This window comes from Methanobacterium veterum, assembly GCF_000745485.1.
Classification (GTDB): domain Archaea; phylum Methanobacteriota; class Methanobacteria; order Methanobacteriales; family Methanobacteriaceae; genus Methanobacterium_D; species Methanobacterium_D veterum.
In genome coordinates, this window is sequence record NZ_JQJK01000015.1 from 49551 (window position 1) to 61977 (window position 12427).

Genomic DNA, 12427 nt, shown 5'->3' on the forward strand with positions numbered 1-12427 from the left:
CCTCTATTTTATATTACCAAGCTATTTGCCAGTCCCTGCAGGAAACCAGTTGCAACCTGTGGGAAAAGACCTAATATAATACATACAATCAGGAGTACAACCAGAGAGAATATGGTTGCTTTAGGTATTTTACCCTCTTTGATTTCAAGTTCTCTTGGTTTAGGCCTCATATAAACGGCATAAAATGCCTTCATAAATGTCATAAATGTCACAATACTTAGAAGTATCATGATTATACCTAGTTCAGGTATTCCTGCACTTAAAGCTGATTGAATTAACATTAATTTGCTCTGGAATGCGTTGAGTGGTGGAACACCGGCCATTGCAAGCCCTGCTAAAAGTACAAGTAGGGCAGTTTTAGGTGTCTCTACCATCATTCCACCGAGTTTTCTGATATCACTTTCTTTTGTCTTATAAAGGATATTACCGAATCCTATGAACAAGAAAGCGGTTATCACTGCTTCATTTACTGCCTGGAAAAGCCCTGCTGTTATACTGGCTGCAGTTCCAATTCCCAGTCCTAATCCAATATAACCTAATTCACCAACAGCGAGATATCCAATAATCCTTTTGACATCGGTCTGCATGAGTGCCATGGTTATGCTGAGTATCATCGCAGCTAAAGATACGGCTATTATAAATACCTTTGAAAATGCCAGATATGAGAATATTCTGAGGATTATGACTCCAAGTGCTGCAAGTGTAAATACTGAAAATACCTGGAGCAAAGCAGCTCCATGAGGCAAAGCTTTACTGTATATATCTGATTTTATAGTATGGAATGGTGGGAGTCCTGATGCATAAAGCCATCCAAATGTTATAAGTGCACATGCCATAAGCAGTACCGGGTTTTTAGGATCTACTAATCCATGTTGTAGGGAATAAACTATATCTGTTATATTTACGTTACCTGTAACTCCTAGAAGGAGCGCTACTCCAAGTAATAGTAATGGGGAAGCAATACTTCCTAGAATCATATATTTTAAGGCCGTCTCGTAACTGCCTTTAATTTTAGATGCAACCACAATACCAACCTGTGCTATTGCTGCAATTTCAAAGAAGACATAAAGGTTGAATATGTCATCTGTAAGGAGAATTGCAGTCATTGCAGCTGTTCCCATAAACATCAGGAATGCATAGACTCCAGAAGCTTTTTTTGTTTCGCTTAAAGACGTAAATATTGCTAAAAATGCAATTAAGCCCAATATAAATATTAAAATCTGCTGAGCACTACCAAATGAATAGACTATGCCCATATGGAACAGGTTTAACGCAGAATTTGTAATGAAAGCTGGTAATCCCTGTGCTAGCGTGGGACTGTTTGCTAATGTGCTATACCCTCCTACGTAGTGAAAACCGTAGGTTGTAACTAAAGGTATAATCGGTAAAGCTAAAGCTACTACAATTGAGAGTATTTTTACAATACGGTCCTTTGTATGGAACAGGTTTAAAAGCAATGCACATGTAATTGGAATTATAACCATGAGTGGAATTAATGGGTTCATAGTTCGCCCCCAATTAACCATTTAGGTGTATTCAAAGACAGATTAATGTGATTTTGAATATCTGTGTTTTTTATTCCGGACATCTTTTTACTCTCCAAGAATCTTTGACGCGTTTATTGACCCGTACTTTTTGTATAGTAGTATTATTAAACCGAGCATTACAGCCAGTGTACTTGCCCCAATTACAATACTGGTGAGAACTAAAGCAAATGGGAGTGGATATGATGCATTTTGGGCAAACTGGTCAATTACCATGCCTGGCATGAAAATATACACGATCCCGCCGGCTTTATATCCCATTGTGATAATGAATAGATTTACTCCATCTGCAATAAAGGCTAGCCCTATGACTTTTTTTATTAAATTATCAATAAATAAAGCGGCAAATATGCCTATTATTATTAATGCCCCTGATGTAAAAAACGATGCAAGCTGTGTATCTATAACCATGATAATCCCTCAAGATGCAATAAATGTAACTATTCTTCCTCCATTCTACGTGTTTTCTTAACTGCGAGTGCAATAAATACGGGTATTATAGCTGAACCTACAATTGCTTGAGTTAATGCTACATCTGGAGCCAGTAAGTATTGGAACAGAAAAGCAATTGCAGTTCCTGAAATTCCAGTTAATATGGCAGCTTTAAGGAGATCTCTTTGAATTAAAGCTATAATTGCTCCGAAGACTGCTATAATCATTAATATGTAATCAATCATTTTTTTCCTCTCCATAATAATAAGCATTAGCTATAGCATGAGATGCGAGCGGTGTAAGGAATAAGTATATAATAGCTAAAAAAGGCTGGTAAAGGGCAATTAACGCCACGATACATGCCATATCTGTAACACCAAGCATGTGTATCCTTGCATAGAGAATTTTATCTTTATCATCTTTGTATCTAATTAGTCCAATTGCTGTAAGGACTATGAGGATTGCAGCTATTATCATTACCGCTGATCTTATCAAAGTTATTATATCATCCAAATTACCATCCCCGTATAACCTTTGAAAACGCTATGGTACCTATAGGGCCCAGAATAACCAGTGCAAGGGCTATAGTCTCACAATATAATATTCCATAAACTTGTCCTATTAAAACTAATAATGTTGCTACTGCAATACTCAAACCAAGCAGCCCTACAATACCCATGGATATGGTTTTCCTTGTTGAAATCCGTATTGTAGCAATTGCATAGATTGCAAGTGCCCCCATCAAAATGTATTCAGATATCGTTAGTATATCCATTTTAACACCTTTTATTTACTCTAGCCACCCTTTAATATATGGTTCAAAGGGAATTACATCCTCTTTTTTTCTTGGAACGATTGTTGCAACTTTTATAATGCAGTTTTCAGTGTCTACATCAATTGAAAGTGTACCTGGGGTTAAAGTTATGCTATTTGCAAGTATAACCTGAGAAATTGGCCTTTTAAGTTCAGTTTCAATTTCTATTATTTCTGGTTCGACTTTACCATTCAACGTTCTTCCTGCTACATCTAAAGTAGCTTTTATAATCTCTATAATAAGTACGATGAAATAAGCAATTGCATAAAACATTTTGAATATGATATTCATGGAGTAACCTCTCTTTGCAAACAATGTAATCATTTAATTTTTATGGCTTAAGGTGAAATTAGGCCATCACCTTGAAAATCAACCATTATATCATGTAATTATAATGATAAAACATGATATATAAAGCTACCCCTTTTATCTTTGGATGACTAGTGTGCCCTAATTTATTACTCAAAAACAGGAACCACTTTAACTTCATGATCCTAAATCAAAATAGGGTACTGTTAAACTTAAAAACATAAATAAAGGCTAAAAATGCCCATAATATAAATAAAATGGTTCCATAATTTTTTTTAAATTTTTTAGATGATAGTGGACTAAATAATCGTATTCCGCTGGGAGTGAAAAGATCAAGTAGTATGTGGCTTAAAGACCCAATTAATACAGCTAAAAATGCATAAAACAGGTTTAAGTCTGGATTTTTTGTTATAATTATTCCAACAGGCACCAGAATAAAAAAAGGCAGTAAAAATTTTTTATTTAAAGTTACAATGCCTAAAATGACAGAAATTACAATTAGGCTGATCTTTTCATCTATATTAAACCCATGAAGTAATGCATAAATTCCAATGATGGAAAAAGCAAGTAAAAATGACAGGGCCAGCACTCCGAATATGGAATGTACAAATCCCCTGTGTTTTGATAAATAGAAGATAAATGCCATTACAATTAATGAAATTCCTATTAAAAATGGCAGTTTCAAAATATAAAGCGAAAGTGTCAGTAAAACCCCTAATACTGCTAGAAGAATTAGATCGTTCTTCCGTATGTGGTGGTCCATGTCTATCATGGACGCTCCAATTAATGCAAGTGAAAGATAGAAGATATCGTGAACGAATGGTATTGTTATTATTATGGAGAAGAGGGCATGTTTTTTGTAAGACGGCATTTTAATCACTGTAATAGAAAAATAATGGATTATTAGTGGTGAAATTGAATTTAAATTATATCAAAATATTTTAAGTAGGATATCATCTGCAGGTAAGACCGTTCCTGGCTTTTATTGGTTACTAGCCCATTTTGTGATACAACTTCACATGTCACGGCCGGGACTCCTTCAAGATTACATTCATCTTCAAGCGCTCCATTGTATAGGGCGCCGGCTTCTTTATGGCATATTATTTTTGAAGAAGTAGACTCTGTTATGTACTTTGCTATCAAATAGCTTTTATAACATGGGCTTTTAGAACAAAAAACACTTTCAACCCCGGGATTGCTCCCGGGTTTGGTGGAATGAAAATCACCTACCGCACTTATTTTAAGGTCTTTAATGGCATTTAATATATTATTAGATATAAATCCTCCCTTTGAAGCGGCTCTATTCATATCTACTCCTTTAAATCTCCTTGAATTTTCCATAGTGGCATGGGGTACTGCAAAAGGTATTATGTAAATTGTTCCATTTAGATCTTGATATGATAAATTTGCTATAAGCCTGGCTGCAGCTGCCTGCGGTGGGAGTTCATTTCCATGTATTCCTGCAGTTATCATTATTTTTGGAAATCCGTGGCCTATTTTTAAAAGGGGAGTTCCAGATTTTGCTGTTTGAACTAAGTCAGCTATGATTTCACTTTCAGGAACATGTTCCATTAAGTGAATATTTTTTTCAATTTCTCCCTTAGTTTCATTAGATATTGTAGTTATATTTTTGATAGCCATACTTCCACCAAGTTTAAATTGATAATTGTTTATAGTTATCTTATATTTTTATAGACTCATATAAATAATCAAGGTGAAATAATGAAAAAAGTTGTTCTCGCATTCAGTGGAGGTCTAGATACATCAGTGTGCATCAAGTTACTTGAAGAAAAATATGACATGGAAGTTGTAACAGCATGCGTAGATGTAGGACAGCCTGAAGATGAAATAGAAAGACCAGCGTCAGCTGCAGATAAAATAGGCGTTTCAAAACATTATACTATAGATGCAAAGGATGAATTTGCAGAAGATTTTATATTCAAAGCAATTAAAGCTAATGCATTATATGAAGGATATCCATTAAGCACTGCACTTGCAAGGCCGTTAATAGCGATGAAAATCGTAGAACTTGCTAAAAAAGAAGGTGCAGACGCAATAGCTCATGGATGCACTGGTAAAGGTAACGACCAGTTTAGATTTGAAGCTATGATAAGATCTAAATCCAATGCAGATATAATAGCTCCAATAAGGGATTTAAATCTTACCCGAACAGAAGAAGTAAAATATGCAAAGGACCATGGTATTCCTCTTGCTTCTGATAAACTTTACAGTATCGATGAAAACATATGGGGAAGATCCATAGAAGGAGATATCCTGGAAGACCCAATGGTTGAAACACCAGAAGAAGCATTCAGCTGGACAAATTCAACTGAAGATGCTCCAGATGAAGCACAGGTACTGGAAATCAAATTTGAAAACGGGGTGCCTGTAGCTTTAGATAATGAAGAAATGAAACCTCTGGATATAATTGGAAAATGCAACGAAATTGCAGGTAAGCACGGTGTTGGTAGAATTGATATTATTGAGGACAGAATAATTGGCCTCAAATCAAGGGAAAATTACGAAGTACCTGGAGCAATTTTACTTATAACTGCTCACAAAGCATTAGAACAGCTCACACTTACAAGAAGCGAGCTTAAATTCGCTGCATACATTTCAGAAATCTATTCTGAACTTGTATATGATGGACTGTGGCATGATCCTCTAAGGGAAGACCTTGACAGCGCTGTTGATAACATGCAGAGAAGGGTAACTGGAACTGTAAGAGTGAAACTCCACAAAGGAAACATGAGGATACTTGGAAGGGAATCTCCTTACAGTATTTACAGTGAAGAAGCAGTTTCCTTTGAAGACAAAGGAATAGACCAGCGTGAAATGACTGGAATGGTCAAAAACTACGGTATGCAGGCTGCAACATATAATAAGATATGTAAAAAGGACTAATGTCCTTTGTTTTTATTTTTTATTTGCATTTTGAATCGTATACTATTTTAAATAAAATTTATCAGCTTTAAACCTTTTTTAAGTATTCAGTATGCTATGGATTAATATGCGGCTGTTATCTAAAAAATAAAGGCTATTTAATTAAATATTGGTTTATCTATAAAGAAAAGATTACTTATTTCTTGTTTATATGTTTCCAGAGATTCTTTAGATGAATCTATCCTTAGTTTAGAGGTAGTTCCGTCATCTTCTTCCCAATTTTCATTCCAGTAACTTACAGCTTTAATTCTTGGATATTTTCCATTTTTTATTGATTCAAGTGCTTCTTTTATCCATTGAGGTTTATCTTTCCCTTCGTTAACTCCAAATTCCAAAACTGCAAGTGGTTTTGTTTTAGATATTGATTCCAGTTGGGGGTATGCATCATCCATAATTTCAGTGAAATTTTCCCCTTCTTCCCCTGCATACGTATATCCATATACACTTACGCCAATCCAGTCTATATAGTCATCTCCAGGATAATAAGTGCTGTAATTATTCCATGATTCAGCGGGTTCGGTATCTGCATCGACATGGAAGACCCATGTAATATTAGTTGTTCCTTCTTCTCTGAATATATTTATTATATGTCTGTATGCATCACGGTACTTTTCAGGTCCGTCAGCAAGATTAGGGTCACCGTATTTATCTTTGACCCCACCGCCGTTACAAATTCCGCTCCAGTAAAACCAGTTGCCGTTCATTTCACATGCAAAATCAATCATTATGGGTATTTTTGTTTGTTTTACTTCACGAGCGTATTCTCTTAACTGGTTATCGAAATCTCCATCTATTATTTTTTGAAGGCTGTAGTTTGGATCAGGTTTATAAACTAGATTAGATTCGTCAATTTCATCAAGGCTAGTTCTGGGCATCATCCGGATGTAAGGAACAGCACCTTGATCATGAATTGTTTCTACAGCTGTTTTAGGGAATGTAACATTACTTTCGCCCCAGTTATCTGAAAAGGCCGCCCAAACAATGGATTTATTTGCCAACTTTTCAAAGTTACTGATTCTTTTTGAAGTTACATTGTCTTCAGAACCTCCAAAATCAGGGAAAGCAGAATGATAAACACCTTTAGATGGCGGCTGAAGTTTAACCATTCCTTGATTTCCTTCAGATTTTTCATTAACACATCCAGACACTAAAAGAGTGAATAAAGTTATTATTAGAATGATTATTGGAATAATTTTTTTAAAAATACGGGCCATCTCCATTTTTTATATCATTTACTGCACTATTGGATAAACCTATGGTTATGTGTTTTGAAAATACATTAAGGTGCGGTTTGAGCAATAAAACAGTCTTTTAAATTATTGTTTTGTTATTAAAAGGTTTATGTGTATATTTAAGACAATATGTCCATATTGGAGCTTTTATAAAATTTGTAAAATCAAAAAATTAATTATAATAAAATTTATTTTTAGTGACCATTTTTCCCCAAAAGCAAAAATAAATCCACAAAAACTTTATTAAGTTCTTTAACTAATATAAAGACGTGATAAAATGTCTATAGAACTTATAGTGCTTGGAATCATAATACTAATTGTTGCATTTGCAGCACTTGGAATTCTGTTTAAAATTGCAGGACTACTGCTTAAAATACTTGTCCATGTAATACTTGGATGGATAGCCCTGTTCCTGGTAAATATACTTCCGTTTGTCCATATCCCTATAAATATACTGACAGTTCTTATTGCAGGGTTTGGAGGAATATGGGGGGTTCTGCTTTTAATACTCGCGCAGATATTAGGATTCTTTTAACTAAATTATTCTTTTTTAGTTGTTATTAGATTAAATAAAAAAGTAAAATTGATTTTTAAATGTATTATCTGTATTTATTTTGTAAAATTACTTTCATTGTTTCCAGTTACCTAAAAGCATCGTCGATGTATTTCATCATGTCCGTTGCAGTAAAATGATATTCATACTTTACTGAAGCCATGTCTCCAGCTTTTCCATTGATGTAAGCTCCAAGACAGGCAGCTTCAAATGCATCATGTCCTTTGGCCATTAATCCTCCAGTGAGGCCTGCAAGGCAGTCTCCAGTTCCACCAACTGTCATTCCAGGATTTCCAGTTTTATTCAGCCTTGTTTTTTCGCCGTTTGAAATAATATCCAGAGCTCCCTTTAGGAGAACCACGCATTTATTTTCATTGGAAGTCTTTGAGATGATTTCCATTTTGTCTTTAAGTTCTTCTGGAACATCTAAACCGAAAAGAGCTTTAAATTCTGCAGAATGAGGGGTAACTATTACTTCATTTTTTATTTCATTAAGTATGTCATTATATAATAATTTTAAACCATCTGCATCTATTATCATTGGTTTTTTAATTTCCCCTACTATTTCATTTAAAGCAGTCGCAGTTTCTGCATCCCTGCCCATGCCGCAGCCAATTACAACTGAATCCACATTTTTGGAAAGTTCCACTATTTTGTCTACATCATCTTCAACGATGATCTCTTCAGAAAGTGTATGGACGATAAAATCTGGTGAATATGATCTAATTGGAAGTGCAACGCTTTGAGGACATGCTACATGGACTAAATCTACTCCTGATTTGAATGCTGCATGAGCTGCAAGTGTTGGGGCCCCCGAATAATCTCGGCTACCGCCTATAACAAGGACTCTTCCGTTGTTGCCTTTGTGGGACGTCATATCTCTTTTTTTGAGCCTTAGAAGATCGCCTTTACCTAAAAATATTTCAGCTTCTTTTGGAATGCCTATATCATACAGGATAACATTCCCAACATATCTAACAGCAGCTTTTTTAAGTCCATCTTTTATTTCATGGAATGTAAGCGTGAAATCCGCTTCTACAGCTTTATCCTGGACCTCTCCGGTCAATGGATCTAATCCACTTGGCACGTCAACTGCAATTTTAATACCTTCAGACTTGTTTATTATATCAATTGCACTCGAAATTGGCTCTCTAAGCTTGCCTTTAACTCCAGTTCCAAGCAGTGCATCAACTATAACTGGGGCAGTGACTTTTTTAAGTGAGGATGAATCTTCAATTATTTTTATTTTAAGAGAATTCAAGCCGGAATTTATATTCTGGATTGCAGTCCAGTTTTGAATAGTTTCATGGGATTTAATTCTGTCAGAACGGCCTATAAAACATAATTCTACATTATAACCGTTATTTAGTAAATGCCGTGTAGCAACAAATCCGTCACCTCCATTACCGCCAGTACCTGCAAATATCACAATTTTGCATGGATCTAGAATATCAATTATGTGATCAGCTACGGATTTACCTGCATTTTCCATAAGTGCAGACTTAGAAATGCCTAATTCTTCTGCATTACTATCAACGGCCATCATATCCTTTGGAGTCATATTATCACAGCTTATATAATTTATTAGGGGTTTAATCAAATATCGCTATTTATATAATCTATAAAACAAATTATTTAATTATAACCTTAATTCACTTTAAAAATAATATTTAGCTGCATGGTGATTTAGTGGCCCGAATAAATCTGCTCCCAATTATAGAATCTGAAAACATGCCTATTATTTCGTATTCTATATTGATTTACGCTTTAGTTGCATTAATGGCGCTGTTTATTTATGGTATAATTGGATCCATGTATATAATGCATTTAGATATAATTAATTCTTTATATTATACTGTTATAACGATAGCAACTGTTGGTTATGGGGATATTATTCCTGTTACTCCTGTTCAAAAACTTTTTACAATAACACTGGTTTTAGGAGGAGTTGGTTTAGTTGCTTATGTGTTTACCTTAGCATTAACGGTGATTTCAATGGCTGTAGAAGAAGTTACTTCTGGTTCCAGGCAAAGAAGAAGGATAGCCGCTGCTAAAAATCATTTTATACTTTGTGGATATGGTAGAGTTGGCAGCGCAGTCTTTAAACAGCTTCAAAGAAGGAACCAGGAAGCAATAATAATTGAGAGAAATAGGAATATTATAGAAAAAGAATTATGGGAAGAACCAGAGGTTCTTGCAATTCCTGGGGATGCAACAGATGAAGACATCCTTAAATCTGCAGGGATAAAAAAAGCAAGAGGTATTATAATAGCCACAGGTGAAGATGTTGATAACCTATTCATAACTTTAACTGCAAGGGAACTGCATCCAGAGATATGGATAGTTGCAAGGGCAAGTAAAAGCGAAAACATCAAAAGACTTTACAGATCTGGAGCAGATAAAGTTATATCACCTGAAACAAGCGGCGGGGAAGATATTTATTTTGCTGCTATCCAGCCGACCCTCGTGAAAATTACCATGATGCATGGTGTTTCAAATATCAAAAAAGAAGCGGAAATAATACTGAGATATGGGGCTACCCTGGAAAATATAGAATATCATCTGCCTGAGTTTAAGGAGCCCCTTGCAAGGAAAATTGAGATTTCTAAAATGGATGAATTAAACAAGTTTATGGATAGTTTAGAGCGTGATCCAGCAAGAAAAAACTCACTGCAGAGGGTATATGAATCTGTAAGTGGAATTCATTCGCATTGGATTTCAGGGCAGGACAGGGAAAGTCTGGATAGGATTGTAGAAGAACTTAAAAAAGAAGGTTTACTTTTAGGAGTTAATTTAAACGACGATGAGATAAAAGAAGCTGCAAGAAAACATGGAAGAATTGTGGAAGTCATCGTAAAACCTGAGATTAAAATTACAGAATCCCATGCCGTTGGTGATATACGCAAAGAAGCTGAAATAATCTTAAAACATGGCTGTACGATGGAAGATATTGAATATTATTTGACGGGATTCCATGAATCACTCCATAGAAACATAGGCTTATCTCGAATTGAAGACATGGATAACTTTTTAAAAAGTTTAGATGAAGATTCAAAAAAGATGGAATCTTTAGAAAGGTTATATTCTCTTTCAGGAGGGGGAATTCATTCCCATAAGATTACAGGGCCTGATACTAAGAGTCTGGCAAATGTTGAAAAAGAGTTAAAAGCTAAAGGATTCCTTTTAGGTGTTAATTTATCTAAAGAAGAAATAGAAACTAAAATTCAGGAATTTGGTAGGGTTGTAGAACTGCTTCTTCGACATGAAGTAACTAATCTTGATGATAAAAAGATAATAGTGGGGCTTAAAGGCAGAATTTTAGATTCAAAGCATTACCTTCCTGGAGTTAGGCAAATCGTAACCAGAAATCTATACGTTAGCTCAGAAAAAGATGTTAAAAACTGTGAAGATGAACTTAAAAGGCCAGACGCAAGAAGGTCTGTTGAGTCATTATACAAAATATCGCGGCAGATACATTCTCATACAGTGGCTGCACCAGACGTTAAGACCATTAAGAAAATTGAAAAAGCACTTGATAATAAAGGCATACTTTTAGGAGTCAATTTACCTGAAGAGAAAATATGGGAAATTGTTGAAAGTCAACCTGATGATAATGAATAAAATTAGTAGGTGAAAATATGAAAGCAGAATTGCTGAGTGAAAAATGTCCTAAGTGTGGTTGTAAGGATAAACATATTTTGAAGGATTCAGGAACCGTAGGGGTTGTTGGTGGGCCTCAACATAAATCATCAACAGGATATAAATCCAAAGAAGGTAAATATAGATGTTCTTCATGCGGCTACATATTTAAGGAAGAAAATTAGCTTATTTACTATTTTTATTTATTTTATGAATATGGCGTTGCATCTGCACAGGTGGTGTAATGGGGGAAGCATTTTAACTTCATTTATATTGAATATCTTTTTATCATATGCTTTACGGCACTTTTCGCATGTATTGAGTGATTTAGATATTTTGAAGTATTTATATCCTTTTTCTTTATGAATGCGCCAGTTTCCAAGATTTTTTATTCTGCTTATTTCATTTTTACTTATATTTTCAGCATCCTCAGAATTTAGTGATGTTTTAGATTTGATTTCATTGGAGGCATCTATAACTCCTTTACCATCGTTAACAACCTTTGCAAGTATTTTGATAATCTGTAATTTTGTATGGTCATCGATTGGACCTATATATTCAAAATCATACAGTTCTGGAATTAATGCAATTTCTTTAAATATGGATCGTTGTTCTTCTACAGAAAAGCCCTTTTTAGAAGGCTTTTTATTTTTTAATAGTTTAGTTAATCCGTCTGTGTGGTCAACGTTAATACTCAATTTGTGATTTCCATTTGAATCAGTATTTTTTTCATCAGGTTCAGAATTTTTAAATGTTTCAACGATGGTTTTTACTCTTTCAGTGTTATAAGGTATATTTAACGAATCAACCTGTATTAAATCGCCCCCACACTCGCATTCTTCAAAATCATCCAGTGATTCCCATTCCTGAAGCTTGTAATATCCGTTACATTTAGTACATACGATATAAGGCAATGTAATCCCTTCTATATGCTTATTTAAATTGGCTTAAAATTTCTGGA

Annotated in this window: 15 protein-coding genes; 4 read left to right on the top strand and 11 right to left on the bottom strand. The window is 34.7% G+C overall.

Annotated features, from left to right (window positions below; translation table 11 throughout):
- Positions 1-8: 8 nt before the first annotated feature.
- The 8 genes from ehbF to EJ01_RS07585 form a co-directional block, all read right to left on the bottom strand.
- On the bottom strand, positions 9-1505 hold the full coding sequence (ehbF, locus tag EJ01_RS07550) for an energy conserving hydrogenase EhbF (RefSeq protein ID WP_048082101.1): 1497 nt from the start codon (positions 1503-1505) through the stop codon (positions 9-11).
- 87 nt (positions 1506-1592) lie between these two features.
- Positions 1593-1955 (bottom strand): cation:proton antiporter subunit C, encoded by a 363-nt coding sequence (locus EJ01_RS07555; RefSeq protein WP_048082102.1) that lies wholly within the window; start codon positions 1953-1955, stop codon positions 1593-1595.
- Between the two features lie 29 nt (positions 1956-1984).
- Complete coding sequence (locus EJ01_RS07560) at positions 1985-2221, bottom strand: DUF4040 domain-containing protein (RefSeq protein WP_048082103.1); 237 nt, start codon at positions 2219-2221, stop codon at positions 1985-1987.
- The gene (locus EJ01_RS07565; RefSeq protein WP_048082104.1) at positions 2214-2489 is read right to left on the bottom strand and encodes a monovalent cation/H+ antiporter subunit G; all 276 of its coding nucleotides are present in this window, start codon (positions 2487-2489) and stop codon (positions 2214-2216) included. Before EJ01_RS07565 ends, EJ01_RS07560 begins: the two co-directional genes overlap by 8 nt.
- A gap of 1 nt (position 2490) precedes the next feature.
- A complete protein-coding gene (locus tag EJ01_RS07570) occupies positions 2491-2751 on the bottom strand; it encodes a monovalent cation/H+ antiporter complex subunit F (RefSeq protein ID WP_048082105.1) in 261 nt (86 codons plus the stop codon).
- 15 nt (positions 2752-2766) lie between these two features.
- A complete protein-coding gene (locus tag EJ01_RS07575) occupies positions 2767-3081 on the bottom strand; it encodes a Na+/H+ antiporter subunit E (RefSeq protein ID WP_048082106.1) in 315 nt (104 codons plus the stop codon).
- A 208-nt stretch (positions 3082-3289) separates the two neighbouring features.
- Positions 3290-3970: a metal-dependent hydrolase gene (locus EJ01_RS07580; RefSeq protein ID WP_048082107.1), complete on the bottom strand. Its 681-nt coding sequence runs from the start codon at positions 3968-3970 to the stop codon at positions 3290-3292.
- 50 nt (positions 3971-4020) lie between these two features.
- The gene (locus EJ01_RS07585) at positions 4021-4740 is read right to left on the bottom strand and encodes a succinylglutamate desuccinylase/aspartoacylase domain-containing protein (protein ID WP_048082108.1); all 720 of its coding nucleotides are present in this window, start codon (positions 4738-4740) and stop codon (positions 4021-4023) included.
- An 81-nt stretch (positions 4741-4821) separates the two neighbouring features.
- Between EJ01_RS07585 and EJ01_RS07590 the strand changes: the two genes are divergently transcribed.
- The gene (locus tag EJ01_RS07590; RefSeq protein WP_048082109.1) at positions 4822-6003 is read left to right on the top strand and encodes an argininosuccinate synthase; all 1182 of its coding nucleotides are present in this window, start codon (positions 4822-4824) and stop codon (positions 6001-6003) included.
- A gap of 137 nt (positions 6004-6140) precedes the next feature.
- Here the strand turns inward: EJ01_RS07590 and EJ01_RS07595 are convergent, their stop codons facing one another.
- Positions 6141-7262 carry a glycoside hydrolase family 26 protein gene (locus EJ01_RS07595; RefSeq protein ID WP_048082110.1) on the bottom strand — a complete coding sequence of 374 codons (1122 nt, stop codon included), beginning with the start codon at positions 7260-7262 and terminating at the stop codon, positions 6141-6143.
- 289 nt (positions 7263-7551) lie between these two features.
- On the opposite strand from EJ01_RS07595, the gene EJ01_RS07600 reads away from it, so the two are divergent.
- Entirely contained in the window at positions 7552-7809 is a 258-nt protein-coding gene (locus tag EJ01_RS07600) for a pro-sigmaK processing inhibitor BofA family protein (RefSeq protein WP_048082111.1), read from the top strand.
- 106 nt (positions 7810-7915) lie between these two features.
- Here the strand turns inward: EJ01_RS07600 and EJ01_RS07605 are convergent, their stop codons facing one another.
- On the bottom strand, positions 7916-9388 hold the full coding sequence (locus EJ01_RS07605; protein WP_048082112.1) for a bifunctional ADP-dependent NAD(P)H-hydrate dehydratase/NAD(P)H-hydrate epimerase: 1473 nt from the start codon (positions 9386-9388) through the stop codon (positions 7916-7918).
- A gap of 170 nt (positions 9389-9558) precedes the next feature.
- On the opposite strand from EJ01_RS07605, the gene EJ01_RS07610 reads away from it, so the two are divergent.
- Positions 9559-11448 carry a 3H domain-containing protein gene (locus EJ01_RS07610; RefSeq protein WP_048082120.1) on the top strand — a complete coding sequence of 630 codons (1890 nt, stop codon included), beginning with the start codon at positions 9559-9561 and terminating at the stop codon, positions 11446-11448.
- 17 nt (positions 11449-11465) lie between these two features.
- A complete protein-coding gene (locus EJ01_RS07615; RefSeq protein WP_048082113.1) occupies positions 11466-11651 on the top strand; it encodes a hypothetical protein in 186 nt (61 codons plus the stop codon).
- Positions 11652-11669: 18 nt separating this feature from the next.
- Here EJ01_RS07615 and EJ01_RS07620 read toward each other — a convergent pair whose 3' ends face one another.
- The gene (locus tag EJ01_RS07620) at positions 11670-12380 is read right to left on the bottom strand and encodes a phage minor head protein (protein ID WP_048082114.1); all 711 of its coding nucleotides are present in this window, start codon (positions 12378-12380) and stop codon (positions 11670-11672) included.
- Positions 12381-12427 lie beyond the last annotated feature (47 nt).